We start from the raw sequence: 18,351 nt of genomic DNA on the forward strand, positions 1-18,351 counted from the left end.
AAGGGCTAGGTCGAAATGACCACCGTCTCCTCCACGGGCAGCACGCCGCGCTGTAACGATCTGCCCGCTGTGTCCGACGAACTCGCGGTGGACCACGTGGCGGGAGTGAGTTGACATGATCGTTTGCCGTCTGTGCGGGTCGGGTGCGATGGCCGGTGTCGTGGACCTCGGCGCGACGCCGCCCTGCGAGCTGTTCCTCACCGCCGACCGCCTCGACCAGCCCGAGCAGACCTTCCCGCTGCACCTGCGGGTGTGCACGGACTGCTGGCTGGCCCAGCTCCCGCCGCTCATCACCCCCGAGGACACCTTCACCGAGTACGCGTACTTCTCCTCCTACTCCTCCTCCTGGGTGGAGCACGCCCGCCGCTTCGTGGACGGGCTGACGCTCTGGCCGGACTCGTTCGTGGTGGAGGTGGCCAGCAACGACGGCTACCTCCTTCAGCACGTGGTCGAGCGCGGGGTGCGCTGCCTGGGCATCGAGCCGTCGGCCAACGTGGGCGCGGCCGCGGTGGAGAAGGGCGTGCCGACGCTCACCGAGTTCCTCTCGCCCGAGGTGGGGCTGCGGGTGCGCGAGGAACACGGCCCCGCCGACGTGGTCGTCGCCAACAACGTCTACGCGCACATCCCGGACGTGGCCGGCTTCACCCGGGGCCTGCGGGCGCTGGTGGCCGACGACGGCCTGGTCGCGATCGAGGTACAGCACCTGCTCACGCTCATGGAGCTGAACCAGTACGACACGATCTACCACGAGCACTTCCAGTACTACACGGTCGCCTCGGCGCAGCGCGCGCTGGCAAGCGGCGGGCTGACGCTGGTGGACGTGGAGCTGCTGCCGACGCACGGTGGCTCGATCCGGCTGTGGGCGAAGCCGTCGGGGGAGCCGTCGGAGCGGGTGGCGGACGTCCTGGCGAGGGAGAAGGCCGCCGGACTACATGAGATCTCCGGGTACGCGAACTTCGCGGCCCGCGTCGCCAAGGTCCGGCGCGACCTGCTGCGCTTCCTCATCGACGCCGCCGACGCGGGCAAGACCGTCGTCGGGTACGGCGCGCCGGGCAAGGGCAACACGCTGCTCAACCACTGCGGCATCCGGCCGGACCTGCTGGCGTACACGGTGGATCGCAACCCGTACAAGCACGGCAGGTTCACTCCCGGCAGCAGGATCCCGATCCTGCCCCCGGAGGCGATCGAGGCCGACCGGCCGGACTACGTGCTGGTCCTGCCGTGGAACCTGCGTGACGAGCTGGTCGAGCAGCTCTCCTTCGTCCGCGAGTGGGGTGGCCGGCTGGTCTTCCCGATCCCCAGGCTGGAGGTCGTCGAGTGAAGGTCGTCCTGTTCTGCGGAGGGCGCGGCACGCGTATGCGGCACGAGGGTGTGGGCGGTGACATCCCCAAGCCCATGCAGCTCGTCGGGCCCCGGCCGCTGCTGTGGCATGTGATGCGCTACTACGCGCACTTCGGTCACAAGGACTTCATCCTGTGCCTGGGCTACGGCGCCCAGCACATCAAGGACTTCTTCCTGACCTACCAGTTCGCGCTGCGCGACGGCACGGTCGAGATGCTGGAGACGGACATCTCCGACTGGCGCATCTCGCTGGTGGACACCGGCCTCGACTCGCCGATCGGCGAGCGGCTGCGGCGGGTGCGCGAGCGGCTGGACGGCGATGAGATGTTCCTGGCCAACTACGCCGACGTGGTGGCCGACGCGCCCCTGCCCAAGATCATCGACAGTTTCGCCGCCTCCGGCGCGGGCGCGTCCATGATGGTGGTCCCGCCGACGTCCAACACCTTCCACGTCATCGAGATGGGTGAGGAGGGCCTGGTCGGCGGCATCACCCCGGTCAGCGAGATGCCGCTGTGGATCAACGGCGGCTTCTTCGTGCTGCGTCAGGAGATCTTCGACCACATTCCGGAGGGCGGCGACCTGGTCGCCGACGGCTGCATGGAGCTGGCCAAGCGCGGCCGCCTCCTGGCCTACCGGCACCGCGGCTACTGGCGTCCCAGCGACACCGTCAACCAGCGCCTGGAGCTGGACGGTTCGTGGAGCCGGGGCGAGCGTCCATGGGCGCTGTGGGAAGCATGATCGGGCTCAGGCCGGGCCGGGCCGGGCGGATCGTGGCACTCGGTGCCCATTGCGACGACCTCGCGATCGGCGCCGGCGCCACGCTGCTCACGCTGGGCGCGACCCGTGTGGACGCGCTCGTCCTGTCCGGCGGCGGCACCTCCAGGGAGGACGAGGAGCGGGCCGCGCTGAAGGCGTTCTGCCCGGAGGCGGAAGTGCACGTCACCGTCCTGGACATCCCGGACGGCCGGCTGCCCTCCCACTGGGAGCGCGCCAAGGACGCGCTGGAGGAACTGCGCGCCGCCACCGACCCCGACCTGATCCTGGCTCCCTGGACGGGCGACGCCCACCAGGACCACCGGGGCCTGGCCCAGCTCGTGCCGACGACGTTCCGCGACCACCTCACGCTCGGCTACGAGATCGCCAAGTGGGACGGCGACATGGGCCGCCCCAACGCCTACCATCCGATCGTGCCCGAGCTGGCCGAGCGCAAGATAGACCTGCTCCACCTGCTCTACCCCTCGCAGCGCCGGCGCGCCTGGTTCGACCGCGAGGCCTTCCTCGGCCTGATGCGCCTTCGCGGCATCGAGTGCAACAGCCGCTACGCCGAGGCCTTCCATGTGAACAAGCTGACGATCGACCTGGCTGGAGACTGACATGCGGGTTCTTCTGACCGGACACCAAGGCTATCTGGGCACCGTGATGGCCCCGGTCCTGCGCGCGGCCGGCCATGAGGTGACCGGCCTGGATTCCGGCCTGTTCGCCGACTGCGTGCTGGGCCCGGCGCCGGACGACCCGCCCGGCCACACCGTCGACCTGCGTGACGTCGGGCCCGAGGTCTTCGCGGGCATCGACGCGGTGGCTCACCTGGCGGCACTGTCGAACGACCCGCTGGGCTCCCTGGCGCCGCAGCTGACCTACGACATCAACCACCACGCCTCGGTACGGCTGGCCGAACTGGCCAAGGCCGCGGGCGTGCGCCGCTTCCTGTACGCCTCCACCTGCTCGGTCTACGGCGCCTCCGGCGGCGACGGCCTGGTCAACGAGGATGCCCCGCTGAAGCCGGTGACCCCGTACGCCGAGTCGAAGGTGCGCGTGGAGGAGGACCTGGCCAAGCTGGCCGACGACGACTTCTCGCCGGTGTACATGCGCAACGCCACCGCCTTCGGCTTCTCGCCCAGGCTCCGGGCCGACATCGTGCTGAACAACCTGGTCGGGCACGCGTTCCTGACCGGGGAGGTGCGCGTGCTGTCGGACGGCACGCCGTGGCGGCCGCTGGTGCACGCCCAGGACATCGCCCAGGCCTTCGCCCTCGCTCTGGTCGCGCCGCGCGGGGCCGTACACGATCAGCCCTTCAACGTCGGCACCGAGCGCAACAACGTGACGGTGGCCGAGATCGCGCGGGAGGTGGCGGACGCGGTGCCCGGCTCGCGGCTGACGATCACCGGCGAGGCGGGCAACGACCCGCGCTCCTACCGCGTGGACTTCGCCAGGATCCGGCAGGCCATGCCCGGATTCGACGCGGGCTGGACCGTGGCCGCGGGCGCCGCCGAGCTGGTCGAGGCCTACCAGCGGCACGGCCTGGACAAGCACGCCTTCGAGCGCCGCTTCACCCGCCTGGCCCGCCTGGCGGATCGGCAGGGGGCGGGCACGGTGGACGGGACGTTGCGTCCGTGAAGGAGTTGGTCGAGCGCCTTTATCCGATCTGCCGCAGCATCACCGGCGACGGCGTCCGCGAGACGCTGTCGATCATCGGCGAACACCTGCCGCTGACGGTCTCCGAGGTGCCGACCGGCACCCAGGTGCTCGACTGGACCGTGCCGCAGGAGTGGAACATCCGCGACGCCTGGATCAAGGACGGGTCCGGCCGCAAGGTGGTCGACTTCCGGGAGCTCAACCTGCACGTGGTCGGCTACAGCGTGCCCGTGCGCGGCACCTTCACGCTGGAGGAACTGCGCCCGCGGCTGCACACGCTGCCCGGCCTGGTGCCCTACCGCACCAGCTACTACAGCCGGACCTGGGGCTTCTGCCTCACGCAGGAGACACTCGACGCGATGGACGAGGGCCCCTACGAGGTGCTCGTCGACTCCACGCTGCGCGACGGCAGCCTGACCTACGCCGAGCACGTCGTCCCGGGCGAACTCGACGACGAGGTGCTGATCTCCTGCCACACCTGCCACCCGTCGCTGGCCAACGACAACCTGGCCGGCGTCGCGGTCGCGGTGGAGCTGGCGAAGAGCCTGGTCAGCCCCCGCTACACCTACCGGTTCATCTTCGCGCCCGGCACCATCGGCGCGATCACCTGGCTGGCCCGCAACCGCGGGCGGACCGAGCGGATCAAGCACGGCCTCACCCTGGCCTGCGCCGGCGACCCCGGCCCGCTCACGTACAAACGCAGCAGGCGCGGCGACGCCACGATCGACCGGGCCGTCGCCCACGTGCTGCGCGAACGACCGCACACTCTGCTCGACTTCTCGCCCTACGGCTACGACGAACGCCAGTACTGCTCGCCCGGTTTCAACCTGCCGGTCGGCGGTCTGACCAGGACCCCGTACGCCGGCTACCCCGAGTACCACACCTCGGGCGACAACCCGGGCTTCGTCACCGAGGAGGCCATGGCCGACACCCTCGACACCCTCAAACAGGTGGTCGAGGTCCTGGAGGGCAACCGCGCCTACCTCAACCTCAGCCCGTACGGCGAGCCGCAACTAGGCCGGAGGGGCCTCTACGCATCACTGGGCGGAAGGAGTGACACGAAACAGGCCCAGATGGCGATGTTATGGGTGCTGAACCTCTCCGACGGCGAACACACCCTGCTCGACATCGCCGAGCGCGCGAACCTGCCGTTCTCGGCGGTGGCCCAGGCCGCTGTCGCGCTGCATGGCGCGAGCTTGTTGAAGGAGAAGACGTGATGGAGCTCCGGGTCGGGGACCTGGTGGAAGTTCGGAGCGAAGAAGAGATCCTGGCCACCCTGGACGATCGGGGCGAGCTGGACAGCCTGCCGTTCATGCCGGAGATGCTCAAGTACTGCGGGCAGCGCATGACCGTGCACAAAGTGGCGCACAAGCTTTGCGACACGATCGAGAAGGGACGCATGCGCAGGATGGAGCATGCCGTACATCTGACCGGGGCGCGCTGCGACGGCGGCGCGCACGGCGGGTGCGGGACGGCCTGCTCCATCTACTGGAAGCACGACTGGCTGAAGAAGGTCACGCCCGCGGATCCGGTGGGGGCGGCCAGGCCGGCGCCGAAGCTGCTGCCGCTGCTGGACGCCAACACGCTGAAGGGTCCCGACCGCTTCGCCTGCCAGGCCACCGAACTCCTGCGGGCGGCGCCGACCTGCGTGCGTTTCAGCGACGTCGGCCAGTACGTGACCGATGTGAAGAGCGGCAACGCGGGCGTGCTCGCGACCGTGCGCACGATCACGGTCGGCCTGTTCAACCACTGGCAGCGCTTCTCCCGCAAGCTGCCCCGGCGCCTGCGCATCAAGAACGGCATCAACTGGGGTTTCGTGCCGCCCGGCACGCTCAAGCGCACCCCGTCCGGCGAACTCGACCTCAAGCCGGGCGAGCTCGTACGCGTCCGGCCGAAGGCCGAGATCCTCGCGACCTTGGACGCCAACCGTAACAACAGGGGCCTGGGTTTCGAAGAGGAGATGGCCAGGCACTGCGGCAAGGTGACCAGGGTTCGCTCACGGGTGGAGGTCTGCGTCGACGAGCGGACAGGCGAGCTACTGACCATGAAGAGCCCGTGCATCACGCTTGAGGACATCGTCTGCGCGGGTGCTTACAGCGTCAACTGCCCGCGGGAGTTCGTGCCGTTCTGGCGGGAGATCTGGCTGGAACGTGTCAACGAGAGCGAGAACCATCTGTGACATCCATAGGTCAGCAGGCCGGTCGCGGCTTGCGCTGGGGCCTGGTCGGGAACCTGATCACCCGGGCCGGGTCGTTCACCATGGGCCTGGTCCTGGCCCGTCTGCTGACCCCCGAGGACTTCGGCGTGTTCGCGGTGGCCATGGCCGCCACCGCGTTCGTCATGACGGTCAAGGACCTCGGCATCATGGCCGCGGTCGTGCAGTGGCGTGGCAAGCTCGAAGACGTCACGCCGACCGCGACCCTGCTCTCGTTCGTCTCGGCGATCATCCTCTACGGGATCTTCTGGCTCGGCGCCCCCTACTACGCCGCCGCCTCCGGCGCGCCGGAGGCCACCGGCGTGGTCCGGCTGCTGACCGCGATCATCCTGGTGGAGGCGTTCACCGCGGTACGCAGCGCGGCCATGCTGCGCCGCTTCGAGCAGGACAAGCTGACCACCGCCATCGCGATCGGCTTCGTGGCCAACGCGGCCGTGGCCATCTCGCTGGCCAAGGCGGGCGCGGGCGCGTACAGCTTCGCGTGGGGCCAGGTCGTGGCGGCGGTCATCACCGGCGTGATCGTCTTCTTCTGGGCCAAGCTGCCCGGCAGGATCGCCTTCGACCGGCCGATCGCGGTCAAGCTGATGAAGTTCGGCCTGCCCTCCGCGGCGGGCGTCGGGCTGGAGAGCGTGCTGCTCAACGCCGGTTACATCGTGGTCGGCGCGGTCATGGGCCCGGACTGGCTCGGCTACTTCCTGCTCGCCTTCAACGTCTCCAGCTGGGTGCCCGGCCTGATCGGCAACGCGATCAGGAACGTGGCCATCCCCGGGTTCTCCCGCCTGGCCGAGGACGGCGGCAAACGCCTGTCCGACGGGGTGCGGCGGGCCACCCCACTGCTCTACACCGCGATCCTGCCCTTCGCCGTGATCATGGCGACCCTCGCGCACCCGCTCATCGACCTCCTCTATGGCGAGAAGTGGGGCCAGTCGGCCGGCGTGCTGCGCTGGCTGGCGGTGGTCATGGTGGTCAGGATGCTGGTCGCGCTGACCTACGACATCCTCACCGCGCAGGGCGCCACCAAGGCGACGGTCTGGATGAACCTCGGCCACGCCTTCGTGCTGCTGCCCGCGCTGATCGCCGGCGCGCATCTGGACGGGATTCGGGGCGCGGCCATCGGCCAGGCCATCGCCTCGGTCGCCGCGGCGATGCCGCTGGCCGTGTTCTTCCTGCGCAGAGCTGGCGTGGACCTGCACGGCGTCCTGCCGTCGCTGCTGCGTCCGACGCTCGCGGCCGTGCTCGCCACCGCCACCGCGTACGTGATCGAGCGCCTGGTGAGTGGCCCGGCGGTGGTCGAGCTGATCACCGCGGGCGGCGCCGCCATGCTCGTCTACACCCTTGTCGTCGTGCCCGTTCTCAGGAAGATGCCCTCGTTCGGGAAGAAGGAAGTCGCGTCATGACCGTCTCCATCGGCCTGCCCGTCTACAACGGCGCCGAGCATCTGGCCGAGACCCTGCGATCGATCCTGGCCCAGGATCACACCGACATCCAGCTGGTCATCTCCGACAACGCCTCCACGGACGGCACGCAGGAGATCTGCCGCGAGATGGCGGCGGCCGACGAGCGTGTGCTCTACCACCGTCAGCCGCGCAACCTGGGGACCATCCCCAACTTCATGACCGCGATGGAGCTGTCGACGGGCGAGTACTTCCGCTGGATCGGCGACGACGACCGGATCGAGCCGAACTACGTCTCGCGCGTGCTGCGCGAGTTCGAGCGTGACCCGCGGGTCATCCTGGTGACGCACCAGACCGCGTACACCACGGAAGGCGTGACCACCACGGCCCGCTACGAGGGCACCGAGCTGGGTTCCGACGACCCGGTCGAGCGCTTCGCCGAGCTTCTGCGGCTGCTGACCGAGAGCTACACGATCATCGACCCGCTCTACGGGCTCATGCGGCGCGACGTGGCGGTGAGCATCCCGCGGCCGATCATGGTGCGTGAGGACGAGCTGGCGGCGGCCCGCTACGCCCTGGCCGGGCCGTGGGCGCATGTCAACGAGGTGCTGGCGGCCCGGATCTGGATTCCGGCCCGCATGCTGAAGATGTCCAAGCGGCACGAGCTGCCGACCTGGCGCGGCGTCTTCGCCAACGTGATCTTCACTCGCGAGCTGCTGCGCGCCGCCGAGGAGGCCGGGCTCGACGCCGACCAGCGCCGCCGGGCGCGGGCGGCGGTCTACAAGCACTACGCGGCCCGGCAGCGGATGTTGCTGCGGCGCCGTACGCGCCGTCTCATGCGCCTCATTCCGGGCATGTAACGGATCGCCCCATATTGCCGAGGTATATAGCAATTAATTGGGGCGGGGAGCACGAGAAGGTTCAACCCATGACGTCAGTCTTCTCCAGCAGCACCTTTGACGACGACGCTCGCCGGGATCTCATCTTCAAGGGGGAGATTTTCACCTTTCCGGCCACGGCGGCCTCGGCCGAGCTGATCGCGTTCGCGCGAGAGCTGATCGATGAGGCCTTCGCGGGCAGGAACCCGGAGACCGCGCAGTTCGAGATGCCCGTAGAAGAGTTCGCCGGACTGCTGTCCGATCTGAAGCCGCGGTTCATCCACCACCGGCGGTGCAAGGAGATCCTGCCCAAGATCTTCGAGGAGATGGGCATGAACCTGGAGCGCACCTACTTCGACGTCCCCCGATTACGGACGTCCACCTCCGACCACTACCTCGACTCGGGCATCTCCTACGCCTACCACGCCCACCGCGACTGCTGGTATTCGGCACCCTTCAGCCAGGTCAACTGGTGGATCCCGGTGTTCGAGGTGGTGCCGGAAAACGTCATGGCCTTCCATCCGCGCTACTTCGACCGGCCCGTGGCCAACGGCAGCGCCCGCTACGACTACGGCGAGTGGAACCGCGTCGGCCGGCCCACGGCCGCGCGCCACATCCACTCCGACACCCGCGAGCAGCCCAAGCCGGAGGAACCGCTCGACCTGCTGCCCGAGATCAGGATCGTGCCCGAGCCCGGCGGGATCCTGATGTTCTCCGGCGCGCAACTGCACTCGACCGTGCCCAACACCTCCGGGCGCACCAGGTTCAGCGTCGACTTCAGGACCGTGAACCTGGACGACGTGCTGGCCGGAAGGGGCGCGCCGAACGTGGACGCCGCATGCAAAGGCACCACGCTGGGCGATTTCATGCGGGCGAGCGACCTTGAGCGGATACCGGAAGCCGCGCGTGCTATGTAACGACAAGCCCCATTGGAACGATGAAATCGTGTTGGGGGCCTGCGTCCCGGGCACTGAGGGGGAGACCGGCACGTGAATTTCTGGAAGGCGCTCCTGCGCCTCCTCCTGCAGAAGCGCATTGGGATCCCCGTCGCCTTGGCCGCCGTAGGCGTCGCGGCGGCGACCTTCGCCGTCATCCCGGTCCGCTACATGTCGAGCACCATCATGATGGTGTCCCCGCCGGTCAACGGCGGCATCGTCAACCGCAACGCGGTCAACCCGGGCGGCGGCGGCAACCCGCTGCTCATCCAGACCGAAGGACTCAGCACCGCCGTCGCCACGCTGGTGCTCGCGCTGAGCGTCGAGGAGACGCGGGTCGAGCTGGGCGCGCCCAAGGACGGGCCCACCGAACTGGTCGTCAACGACGGCAGCACCAGCCCCCGGCTCATCGGCATGGACGGACCGTTCCTCTACGTGGAGGTCACCAGCACCTCGGCCAAGGCGTCGGCCGACGTCGTGGCCAAGGCGCGTGAGCGGCTGATCCGCGACCTCGACGGCCGGCAACGGGAGCTGGGCGCGCCGACGGCCACGTACGTGGTGCTCATGGACATCGTGCCGCCCACGCCGCCCGAGGCGGACGCCATGGACAAGTTCATGGGCGCCGCGATGGGCTTCGTGATCGCGATGTTCCTCGGGATCAGCATCGTGTACGGGCTGGAGCGCCGCCGTGCCCGGAGGCGGGTGGCGCGGGCGCCGGCCGTACCGGAGAGGGAGCTTCCGCGAGAGGAGCTCGTGCTCCACACGCAGATCCCCGAGAAGCGCCCGGAGCCCGCGCCCACCGCCGACGAGGACGACATGCCGACCGACTCCTTCCCCGCCGTGGTCGCGGAGGAGACCTCCAACGGCAACGGCAAGGCCAAGGCGGAGGAGCCAGAGGACGACAGCGAGCCCGAGGACGCCGTGGCCACCGAGCGCGGCGGCTGACGGGAGCGCCATGGACTTCTGGAGCACGATCGGCGTGCTGTTCCGGCGCTGGTATGTGGTGCTGCCCGCGTTCGCGCTGGCGATCTTCGCCTCGCTCGCGGTCTACCGCACGGTGCCGGTGCAGTACGCCTCGAACGCCGTGATCGCCCTGACCCTGCCCAAGAACGGCGGGGTGCTGCCGTACAACCCCAAGGAGCCCAACCCGGAGCTCAACCCGCTGATCGTCACCGAGCGCGGGCTGACGGCCACGGCCTCGATCCTCATCGCCGCGCTCAACTCGCCCGACGTGGCCACCGACCTGGGCGCGCCCCCGGGCGGCGCGGTCGAGCTGAGCGTCAACAACGGCAGCAGCAACCTGGAGGCGATGGCCAACGGGCCGCTGGTGTACATCGAGGTGGAGAGCCCGTCGCCGGACCTGTCGCGTGAGCTCGTGCAGCGGGTCAGCGCCCGCGCGCGGGTGGAGCTGCGCGAGCGGGAGATGCAGGTCGCGGCCCCGGCCACGACCTACATCGTGGTCACCGACGTCGTGGCGCCCACCGCGCCGGAGCCCCGGCTGGCCCGCAAGTCGCGGGCCATGGTCGTGGCGCTGGCGCTCGGCGGCATGGCCGCGCTGACCTCCGCCTACGCCGCGGAGAGCTTCGCGCTGGCCCGGCGCAGGCGGGTGGCCGGGGACGCGGGCCTGCCCGAGGTGGTCATGCCCGAGCGGGTGCCCTGACCATGGCCATCGACTTCCGGCCCGCCGGGCCGCCCAGCCTCAACGGGCACCGGCCGGTGCGGGTGGCCGACATCGACGGGATGTTCGCCGGTCCGCGCGCCGACGGGGCCACGATCGCCTGCATCTACATCGTGATCCTGCTGACGACGCCGGCCGCGCTCATCGTGCGCGGGCTGCCGCTGTCGGTCACGCCGGCGGCGATCGTCGGCATGATCGGGCTGGTGCTGTGGCTGATCACCCAGCTGACCACCACGCTCGGGGCGGCCAAGGGCCGCAACATGGCACGTTCCGGCCTGTTCCTGTTCTTCACCGCGAACCTGGTCAGTTACGGCTACGGCACCTACCACTGGCTGCCCTCCGACGAACTGAACCTGGCCGACCAGAACCTCTTCCTGCTGCTGGCCAACCTGGGCATCGGGCTGCTGGTCTGCGACGGCGTACGCGGGATCGAGCGGCTGAACCTCGTGCTGAAGGCGGCGGTGGCCGGTGGCGCGATCATCGGTGTCATCGGCGCGATCCAGTTCGTGACCGGCTTCGACATCACGCGCTACCTGGTGCTGCCCGGTCTCCGGCTGAGCTGGGAGGACCTCTACGTCTTCGAGCGCGGCTCGGTGCGCAGGGTCGCCGCGACCACCGCCCACCCGATCGAGTTCGGCGTGATCAGCGCGATGTTGTTGCCGATCGCCGCACACTACGCGCTGCGCGCCAAGGCCCTGGGCCAGCCGTTCCTGCGCTGGTGGGCGTGTACGGCGATGATCGGGGCCGGGCTGATGTTCTCGGTCTCGCGTTCGGCGGTACTGAGCCTGGTGGCGATCGGCGCGGTGCTGGTGTGCGGATGGACGTGGAAGCGGCGGCTGCGGGCGCTGGCGGTGCTCGCCGGCTTCCTGGCGATGATGAAGGTGGCGGTGCCCGGCCTGCTGGGCACCTTCCTCGACCTCTTCGTCAACTTCTTCAATGACTCCAGCGTGCAGTACCGCACGCACGACTACGGCATCGCCATCGCCGAGATCGAGCGGCATCTGTGGCTGGGGCGCGGCACCGGCAGCTGGTATTTCCCGAAATATCAGGTGTTCGACAACCAGTACATGCAGACCGCCATCGACCTCGGGCTGATCGGCGTCGCCGTCTACGTGGCCATGATGGCGCTGGGCATCGCGGCCGGGATCTGGGCGAGGCGGCTGAGCAAGGACCCGCACGTACGCGACCTCGGACTGACGCTGGGAGGCGTCATGCTGGCCCCGATCGTGGCCTCGGCCACCTTCGACCTGCTCGCCTTCGCCACCGTGACCGGGCTGACGTTCCTGCTGATCGGGGCATGCGGCGCGCTGCTGCGCGTCGCAAGGCAGGAGGATCGTCTCGGACGGGAGGCTCAGCCCATGCAGGCCAGCGGCCCGACCACCCCGGTCACCCGGTAGGCGTCGTCGATGGTCACGAGCTTGTTGTCGCGCCAGTCGACGGTGGCGCACTCGACCTCCGCCGGTTTGTAGTCCCAGGTGTTGTCGACAAGCAGGTTGTTGCGGAAGATCACGTACCCGCCGATGTCCCAGAGCTGGATGCTGAACGTGCCGCCCATCAGCAGGTTGTTGGTCATCACGACGTTCTCCACGTCGGGGTTCTGCGTGCGCGGGATGAAGATCGGCGCGTTGTGGTCGACGACGTCGCGCTGGTCGATGGTGTTGTGGTCGAAGACCAGGTTGCTTCTGGCGTAGTAGCCCTGGATGCCGTCGGAGTGGTCCTTCGGGTTGGAGCACAGGTCGATGAAGGAGTCCTGGACGACGATGTTGTCGCCGGAGAAGCGGATGCCGTCGCCGTGGTTGCGCACGTGCACGCGGACCGCGGTGAACTCGCCGTCCCCGATGCCGGGCAGGCTGTCGCAGCCCTGCTCCGGACCGACCGTGCTGTCGCTGATCGTGAAGCGCTTGAGCTTCCTGTCCTTCTCGTTGAGAATGCGGCCGTCGATCACGCTGTTGGTGATCACCACGTCGTCGGCCAGGACGACCAGGTCGCCCTTGATGTGCACGCGGTCGAGCCGCCGACCGGCCACGTCGACGCGGTGGGCCTGGCCGCTGTCGTTGAGCACCGCCTCGGTGAGCTTGGTGCCGGGCGGCACGCCGGTGCAGGCGGCCGTCGGGTGGTCGGGGCAGGCGCGGCCGTCGGGCGCGACGACCTGGCGCGGGCCCAGCGCGGCCGGCCTGCTCGTGGCCTTGGGCGTCGGCTGCGGCTTGCCGGTGCCGGTCAGCGGGGAGGCGCTCGGCGACGGGTTCGCGGAGGCGGTCACCGTGACGGTGACGGTCGGCCCGCCCGCCGGGGTCAGGGCACCGCTCGACGGCACCTGGCCGCCCGCGGCCGTGCACGCCGCCGCCGTCACCAGCGCGGCGAGCACGGGCAGGCCCTTGAACAACCGTCGCATCGCAGCCACTCCTTCAGGTCAGGCGGTCGAGCAGCCCCGCCCACGATCCGGCGGCGAGGTCACGCGCGCTGATCGCCGCGGCGGGCAGCGGCCAGTCGATCTTGAGGTCGGGGTCGTCGTAGCGGACCGAGAGGTCCTCGGACGGGTCGTGCTCGCGGTCGATGCGGTAGCAGACGTCGGTCTGCTCGGTCAGGGCCTGGAAACCGTGCAGGAATCCAGCGGGCACGTAAAGGGTCACGAAGCTTTCGTCGTCGAGCGTGACCGCCTGGCTCCGGCCGAACGTCGGCGAACCCGGCCGGATGTCGACGAGCATGTCACGCACCGCCCCTCGCGCACATCTCACCAGTTTGGCCTCACCGCGCCCGGCCCGCCCGTGCATTCCGCGAATCGTGCCCCGGCGCGAGCGCGACTGACTGTCCTGAATGAACGCTGCCGGGTCGATGCCGTGCTCGGCCGCGAGCACCGCGTCGAACGTCCGCGTGAACAGGCCCCGATCGTCACGGTGCGGTGTCGGAACGAACAGCAGGACCCCGTCCAGGGCGGTCCGCTCTACTCTCATGGTCGGCCTTCCGAAGGGAACGACAGGTGAATCCCGTCGCCAGCATCGTCATCCCCGCGCACAACGAGGAAGCGGTCATCGCGGCCGGACTCGACCGGCTGCTCGGCGGCGCGGCTCCGGGCGAGTTCGAGGTGATCGTGGTGGCCAACGCCTGCGCCGACGCCACCGTATCGGCCGCCGCGCGCCCCGGCGTGCGGGTGCTGGAGACGCCGGTCGCGGGCAAGGCCGGCGCGCTGCGGATGGGAGACGCCGCCTGCGGCACCTTTCCGCGGATCTACGCCGACGCCGACGTGGGGCTCGACGCGGACTCCGCCCGCGCGCTGGCGGCCGCGCTGGCCCGGCCGGGCGTGCTGGCCGCCGCGCCCAGGCCCGTCTGGGATCTGGAGGGGGCCACGTGGGTGGCCGGGCGGGTGCACCGCGTGCACGACGCGCTCGTCGCGCCCCACCGCGCGCTGGCCGGCGTCGGCGTCTACGCGCTGGGCAAGGAGGGGCACGCGCGCGTCTTCCCGCTGCCCGACGTGTTGTCCGACGACGGCTGGGTGCACGCGAGCTTCGCGCCGCACGAGCGCGTGGTCGTGGACGGCGCCAGCTCGGTGGTGCGTCCCGCGCGCTCGGTCCGCGCGCACCTGCGCCGCCGCGTGCGGGTGCGGCTGGGCAACCGGCAACTGGCCGAGCTCGGCCGGCCGGTCAACGCGGTGCCGCTGCGGCTGGGCGATCTGGGCGCGCTGCTGCGCGCCGGCCGGGTGAGCGTGCTCGACGCCGGCTGCTACCTCGCCGTCCTCCTCGCCGACCGTCTCCTGACCCGGGTACGGCGCGGCCGCCCCGCCGACTGGGGCACCGACGCCAGCAGCCGCTGAGCTCACGACGAGGCTCACCATGCGGCTCCCGTCAGGCTCATGACCGGGCGACGGCGGCCTCGTAGGCGGCCAGCAGCGCGGTGCGCGAGTTCGCCCAGGACAGCGGGCCCGACACCCGGGCCTGCCCGATCTCACCCATCTTGCGGCGCTCGTCCGGGTCGTCCAGCAGCAGTGCGATCAGCTTGGCGAACTCCGACTCGTCGTTGGGCGGCGCGTACCGGGCCGCCTCGCCCGCCGAGACCCTGGCCTCGCGCAGGTCGAAGGAGACGATCGGCCGGGCCATCGCCATGTACTCCATGATCTTGTTCATCGTGGAGACGTCGTTGAGCGGGTTGAGCGGGTCGGGCGCCAGGCAGACGTCCGCCGTGGACAGATAGCGCAGCAGGTCCGCGTCGGGGATGCGGCCGGTGAACTCCACCACGTCCTCCAGCCCGAGCGTCCTCGACAGCTCGACCATGGCCTCGAACGTGTCGCCGCCGCCGACGAAGACCGCGTGCCAGTCGTTACGGCCCAGCTCGTCGCGGAGCTTGGCCAGCGCGCGCAGCGCGTAGTCGACGCCGTCCTGCGGCCCCATGACGCCCAGGTAGCACAGCAGGTGGGGGCGGCCCTTCTTCAGCTCGGGCTCGGGCGGCACCTGGTGGAAGCGCTCGACGACGGGGGCGCTGCGGACGACGAAGACGTCCTCGGGCCGCTTGCCGCCGCGGGTGAGCGCCACCTGCCGGTAGGACTCGTTGGTGGCGATGACGACGTCGGCGACCCGGTAGGTGGCCCTCTCCAGGGCGCAGACCGCCCGGTAGAGCAGGTCGCGGCCGCGGGTGAAGCGGGACTCGTACAGCTCGGGGATGAGGTCGTGCTGGTCGAAGACGTAGCGGCTGCGCCAGCGCAGCTTGGCCAGGAGGGCGACGAGGAAGAAGAAGTCGGGCGGGTTGCAGCCGTGGACGACGTGGACCGGGCCCACGCGCCTGGACAGGCGGAACGTGTGCCAGAGGGCGGTGCCGTACTCCTTGAGGTAGCCCTTGGGGCCGCCGGTCGCGGCGGTCAGCGGGTAGCGGTGGATGGTGATGCCGTCGATGACGGCGTACGGCTCGGTGTCCTGCTTGGCGCCCTGCGGGCAGATGACGTGCACCTCCCAGCCCGCGTCGCGCAGCGTCGTGCTCTCCTGCCAGACGCGCCGGTCCATCGGCACGGAGAGGTTCTCGACAAGGATCAGCGCTTTCCTACCAGCCAAGGCCCACGTATCCAGGTTCAGCCCGCCGCCGCTCGGCGTCGGGCAGGCGGACGAGGTCGACGACCGGGCGGTCCCCGGCGCGCGTGAGCACGTCGAGCACGGCCTGGTCCTTGCAGCCGACCACGCACACCTCGGCGTGGTCGAGCACCTCCTGCGCGGAGTCGGTGAGCAGGTCGGCCAGGTGCGGCAGGCGCTGCTCGACGTAGGCGCGGTTGGCGCCCATCAGCCGCGACAGGGTGACGTTCGCGTCGTAGATGCGCAGGTCGTAGCCCTTGCCGAGCAGCCGCTCCGCCATCTCGACGAGCGGGCTCTCGCGCAGGTCGTCGGTGCCGGGCTTGAACGACAGCCCGAACAATCCGACCTTGCGCCGGTCGGCGCCGATGACCAGGTCGAGTGCGCGCCGCAGGTGCGCCTCGTTGGCGGGCAGCACGTGCGACAGCAGCGGTACGGAGACGTCGGCCCGGCGCGCGGCGTAGACCAGGCCGCGCAGGTCCTTGGGCAGGCAGGAGCCGCCGAAGGCGAAGCCGGGGCGCAGGTAGGCGGGGGAGACGTTGAGCTTCCTGTCGGCCAGGAAGATGTCCATGACGCGGTGGGAGTCGATGCCGAGGGCCTGGGAGACGGCGCCGATCTCATTGGCGAAACCAATTTTCACCGCATGGAACGCGTTGTCGGCATATTTCGTCATCTCGGCGACGGGAATCGGGACGCGGAATACCTCACCCGGTAAATCCCGGTATAACGCGGCGACCAGATCGCCCGTCTCGCGATCGGATTCCCCGATCACCGTTTTCGGCGGATCGAAGAAGTCACGCACGCTGGTGCCCTCGCGCAGGAACTCGGGATTCACCGCCACCCCGAAATGGGTCCCCGCCTTCAGCCCCGAGGCGCGCTCCAGGATCGGGACGAGCAGGTCCTCGCAGGTGCCCGGCAGCATGGTGCTGCGGAAGACGACCGTGTGCCTGCGCGTCCCGTCGATCGCCCGCCCGATCTGCTCGGCCACCCGCTCCAGGAAGGCCGTCGACAGGCTTCCGTTCGCCGCCGACGGCGTTCCCACGCAGATCAGCGAGAGGTCGCTGGCCGCCAGGGCCGCGACCGCGTCGGTGGTGGCGCGCAGCCTGCCATCCTGCACCACCTCCCGCGTGAGCTCGCCGATCCGCTCCTCCACCACGGGTGCGAGCCCGCGGGAGATGAGCTCGACCTTCTCCGGATTGACGTCCACTCCGACGACCTCGTGGCCCATCGAAGCGAGACACGCGGCCGAGACGCAGCCGACGTATCCGAGGCCGAAGACGCTGATCCTCATCTGCCCTCCAGACAAGCAAGGGCAGCGCATCCCCCCGCCCACGTCTCGGATATCGATACCTGCGCTTGGAACGTTACGAGAGGCGGCAGGTCGTGATATTTACGGGTGATGAGCGAGCTCGTGGTAACTCGCAAGAGGCTGGATTCGCTGACCGGGTTACGGTGGATCGCCGCCTTCGCGGTCTTCGGTTTCCATATCCACGCGGCCGGGCTGACCAGTGACCCGGCGTTGAAGGCGGTGTTGTCCGCCCTTTTCTCCGCGGGCGCCGCCGGCGTCCCCTTCTTCTTCATCCTGTCCGGAATGGTGCTGACCTGGTCGGCCCGGCCCGGCACCTCCGCCGGCGTCTTCTGGCGGCGCAGGGCGGCGCGTGTCCTGCCCAACCACGTCCTGACCTGGCTCGCCGTCCTGGCGTTGCTGGCCGTGTCCGGCGCCGCCGTCTCCGCCGGTCCGGCGCTGAGCGGGCTGGTGCTGCTGCAGAGCTGGGTGCCGGTCGAGGGCTACTACTTCGGCGGCAACACCCCTGCCTGGTCGCTGTCGTGTGAGCTCGCGTTCTACGCGGCCTTCCCGGTGCTGCTGCCGTTGCTCCGGCGGGTTCCCGCGCACCTGCTGGGCTGGGTGGCGGGTGGGATGCTCGCGGGTATCTGGGCGGTGCCGCTGCTGTCCCAGCCGATGGGTGACGAGATCGCCTATTGGTTCGTCTGGATCTTCCCGGTGACGCGGGCGCTGGAGTTCGCGCTGGGCATCGCGCTGGCGTTGCTGGTCGCCTCCGGGCGCTGGCGGGGGCCCAGCCTGCCGGTCGCGGCGGTGATCGCGCTGGCGGCCTACGCCACGGTGCCGTTCGTGTGGGAGCGCTGGGGGTGGGTGGCCTGGACGGCGGGGCCGTTCGCGCTGCTGATCGCGGCCGCGGCGACCAGCGACAACCTGGGGGAGCGGGTCTCGTTCCTGGCCTCGCGGCCCATGGTGTGGCTGGGGGAGGTCTCCTTCGCCTTCTACCTCGTCCACCAGCCGGTGATCAGGGTGGCGGGGCGGCTGGTCGGTGGTGACCGGCCGGTCGCCGTCGTGCTGCTGGCGGTCGCGGGCATGCTCGCGCTCGCGCTCGCCGCCTCGTGGGCGCTGTACCGGTATGTCGAACGGCCGCTGGAGCGGCGGCTGCGTTAGG

The 18,351-nt window shown here is 70.0% G+C and carries 18 protein-coding genes; 14 read left to right on the plus strand and 4 right to left on the minus strand.

Going from position 1 to position 18,351, the window contains the following annotated elements; genetic code table 11:
- Positions 1-115 precede the first annotated feature (115 nt).
- From ACIBKY_RS36475 to ACIBKY_RS36530, 12 genes are all read left to right on the plus strand, one after another.
- Positions 116-1,321 carry a methyltransferase domain-containing protein gene (locus ACIBKY_RS36475; RefSeq protein WP_397104023.1) on the plus strand — a complete coding sequence of 402 codons (1,206 nt, stop codon included), beginning with the start codon at positions 116-118 and terminating at the stop codon, positions 1,319-1,321.
- Complete coding sequence (locus ACIBKY_RS36480; protein WP_397104025.1) at positions 1,318-2,079, plus strand: glucose-1-phosphate cytidylyltransferase; 762 nt, start codon at positions 1,318-1,320, stop codon at positions 2,077-2,079. The genes ACIBKY_RS36475 and ACIBKY_RS36480 overlap by 4 nt, the downstream gene beginning before the upstream one ends.
- Positions 2,076-2,714, plus strand: coding sequence for a PIG-L deacetylase family protein (locus ACIBKY_RS36485; protein ID WP_397104027.1), 639 nt, complete (start codon positions 2,076-2,078; stop codon positions 2,712-2,714). Before ACIBKY_RS36480 ends, ACIBKY_RS36485 begins: the two co-directional genes overlap by 4 nt.
- A gap of 1 nt (position 2,715) precedes the next feature.
- On the plus strand, positions 2,716-3,735 hold the full coding sequence (locus ACIBKY_RS36490; protein WP_397104029.1) for an NAD-dependent epimerase/dehydratase family protein: 1,020 nt from the start codon (positions 2,716-2,718) through the stop codon (positions 3,733-3,735).
- Positions 3,732-4,970, plus strand: a complete 1,239-nt coding sequence (locus ACIBKY_RS36495) for a DUF4910 domain-containing protein (RefSeq protein ID WP_397104031.1) — start codon at positions 3,732-3,734, stop codon at positions 4,968-4,970. Before ACIBKY_RS36490 ends, ACIBKY_RS36495 begins: the two co-directional genes overlap by 4 nt.
- The gene (locus ACIBKY_RS36500) at positions 4,970-5,932 is read left to right on the plus strand and encodes a hypothetical protein (RefSeq protein WP_397104310.1); all 963 of its coding nucleotides are present in this window, start codon (positions 4,970-4,972) and stop codon (positions 5,930-5,932) included. Before ACIBKY_RS36495 ends, ACIBKY_RS36500 begins: the two co-directional genes overlap by 1 nt.
- Positions 5,929-7,365 carry a lipopolysaccharide biosynthesis protein gene (locus ACIBKY_RS36505; RefSeq protein ID WP_397104033.1) on the plus strand — a complete coding sequence of 479 codons (1,437 nt, stop codon included), beginning with the start codon at positions 5,929-5,931 and terminating at the stop codon, positions 7,363-7,365. The genes ACIBKY_RS36500 and ACIBKY_RS36505 overlap by 4 nt, the downstream gene beginning before the upstream one ends.
- The gene (locus ACIBKY_RS36510; protein WP_397104035.1) at positions 7,362-8,222 is read left to right on the plus strand and encodes a glycosyltransferase family 2 protein; all 861 of its coding nucleotides are present in this window, start codon (positions 7,362-7,364) and stop codon (positions 8,220-8,222) included. Before ACIBKY_RS36505 ends, ACIBKY_RS36510 begins: the two co-directional genes overlap by 4 nt.
- 68 nt (positions 8,223-8,290) lie before the next feature.
- The gene (locus ACIBKY_RS36515; RefSeq protein ID WP_397104037.1) at positions 8,291-9,157 is read left to right on the plus strand and encodes a hypothetical protein; all 867 of its coding nucleotides are present in this window, start codon (positions 8,291-8,293) and stop codon (positions 9,155-9,157) included.
- Between the two features lie 72 nt (positions 9,158-9,229).
- Positions 9,230-10,120, plus strand: coding sequence for a hypothetical protein (locus ACIBKY_RS36520; RefSeq protein WP_397104039.1), 891 nt, complete (start codon positions 9,230-9,232; stop codon positions 10,118-10,120).
- A 10-nt stretch (positions 10,121-10,130) separates the two neighbouring features.
- The gene (locus ACIBKY_RS36525; RefSeq protein WP_397104041.1) at positions 10,131-10,835 is read left to right on the plus strand and encodes a hypothetical protein; all 705 of its coding nucleotides are present in this window, start codon (positions 10,131-10,133) and stop codon (positions 10,833-10,835) included.
- A gap of 2 nt (positions 10,836-10,837) precedes the next feature.
- Positions 10,838-12,250, plus strand: a complete 1,413-nt coding sequence (locus ACIBKY_RS36530; RefSeq protein ID WP_397104043.1) for an O-antigen ligase family protein — start codon at positions 10,838-10,840, stop codon at positions 12,248-12,250.
- On the opposite strand, the gene ACIBKY_RS36535 is transcribed toward ACIBKY_RS36530, so the two are convergent.
- Positions 12,205-13,245, minus strand: coding sequence for a hypothetical protein (locus tag ACIBKY_RS36535; RefSeq protein ID WP_397104045.1), 1,041 nt, complete (start codon positions 13,243-13,245; stop codon positions 12,205-12,207). The genes ACIBKY_RS36530 and ACIBKY_RS36535 overlap by 46 nt on opposite strands.
- A gap of 13 nt (positions 13,246-13,258) precedes the next feature.
- A complete protein-coding gene (locus ACIBKY_RS36540; protein WP_397104047.1) occupies positions 13,259-13,804 on the minus strand; it encodes a dTDP-4-dehydrorhamnose 3,5-epimerase family protein in 546 nt (181 codons plus the stop codon).
- Positions 13,805-13,830: 26 nt separating this feature from the next.
- On the opposite strand from ACIBKY_RS36540, the gene ACIBKY_RS36545 reads away from it, so the two are divergent.
- Positions 13,831-14,661, plus strand: a complete 831-nt coding sequence (locus ACIBKY_RS36545) for a glycosyltransferase (RefSeq protein WP_397104049.1) — start codon at positions 13,831-13,833, stop codon at positions 14,659-14,661.
- 37 nt (positions 14,662-14,698) lie between these two features.
- Here the strand turns inward: ACIBKY_RS36545 and ACIBKY_RS36550 are convergent, their stop codons facing one another.
- Both ACIBKY_RS36550 and ACIBKY_RS36555 read right to left on the minus strand, forming a co-directional pair.
- Positions 14,699-15,889 carry a glycosyltransferase family 4 protein gene (locus ACIBKY_RS36550; RefSeq protein ID WP_397104051.1) on the minus strand — a complete coding sequence of 397 codons (1,191 nt, stop codon included), beginning with the start codon at positions 15,887-15,889 and terminating at the stop codon, positions 14,699-14,701.
- On the minus strand, positions 15,879-17,192 hold the full coding sequence (locus ACIBKY_RS36555; protein WP_397104052.1) for a nucleotide sugar dehydrogenase: 1,314 nt from the start codon (positions 17,190-17,192) through the stop codon (positions 15,879-15,881). Before ACIBKY_RS36555 ends, ACIBKY_RS36550 begins: the two co-directional genes overlap by 11 nt.
- 108 nt (positions 17,193-17,300) lie before the next feature.
- On the opposite strand from ACIBKY_RS36555, the gene ACIBKY_RS36560 reads away from it, so the two are divergent.
- Positions 17,301-18,350: an acyltransferase family protein gene (locus tag ACIBKY_RS36560; RefSeq protein ID WP_397104054.1), complete on the plus strand. Its 1,050-nt coding sequence runs from the start codon at positions 17,301-17,303 to the stop codon at positions 18,348-18,350.
- Position 18,351 lies beyond the last annotated feature (1 nt).

This window comes from Nonomuraea sp. NPDC050394, from assembly GCF_044459065.1.
Lineage (GTDB): Bacteria > Actinomycetota > Actinomycetes > Streptosporangiales > Streptosporangiaceae > Nonomuraea.

What these genes read in the sequence shown, in the direction of transcription:
- ACIBKY_RS36535 (WP_397104045.1), bottom strand. Translation starts at nt 13,245, where the DNA reads ATGCGACGGTTGTTCAAGGGCCTGCCCGTGCTCGCCGCGCTGGTGACG.
- ACIBKY_RS36530 (WP_397104043.1), top strand. Translation starts at nt 10,838, where the DNA reads ATGGCCATCGACTTCCGGCCCGCCGGGCCGCCCAGCCTCAACGGGCAC.
- ACIBKY_RS36515 (WP_397104037.1), top strand. Translation starts at nt 8,291, where the DNA reads ATGACGTCAGTCTTCTCCAGCAGCACCTTTGACGACGACGCTCGCCGG.
- ACIBKY_RS36560 (WP_397104054.1), top strand. Translation starts at nt 17,301, where the DNA reads ATGAGCGAGCTCGTGGTAACTCGCAAGAGGCTGGATTCGCTGACCGGG.
- ACIBKY_RS36490 (WP_397104029.1), top strand. Translation starts at nt 2,716, where the DNA reads ATGCGGGTTCTTCTGACCGGACACCAAGGCTATCTGGGCACCGTGATG.
- ACIBKY_RS36475 (WP_397104023.1), top strand. Translation starts at nt 116, where the DNA reads ATGATCGTTTGCCGTCTGTGCGGGTCGGGTGCGATGGCCGGTGTCGTG.
- ACIBKY_RS36510 (WP_397104035.1), top strand. Translation starts at nt 7,362, where the DNA reads ATGACCGTCTCCATCGGCCTGCCCGTCTACAACGGCGCCGAGCATCTG.
- ACIBKY_RS36485 (WP_397104027.1), top strand. Translation starts at nt 2,076, where the DNA reads ATGATCGGGCTCAGGCCGGGCCGGGCCGGGCGGATCGTGGCACTCGGT.
- ACIBKY_RS36540 (WP_397104047.1), bottom strand. Translation starts at nt 13,804, where the DNA reads ATGAGAGTAGAGCGGACCGCCCTGGACGGGGTCCTGCTGTTCGTTCCG.
- ACIBKY_RS36500 (WP_397104310.1), top strand. Translation starts at nt 4,970, where the DNA reads ATGGAGCTCCGGGTCGGGGACCTGGTGGAAGTTCGGAGCGAAGAAGAG.
- ACIBKY_RS36555 (WP_397104052.1), bottom strand. Translation starts at nt 17,192, where the DNA reads ATGAGGATCAGCGTCTTCGGCCTCGGATACGTCGGCTGCGTCTCGGCC.
- ACIBKY_RS36525 (WP_397104041.1), top strand. Translation starts at nt 10,131, where the DNA reads ATGGACTTCTGGAGCACGATCGGCGTGCTGTTCCGGCGCTGGTATGTG.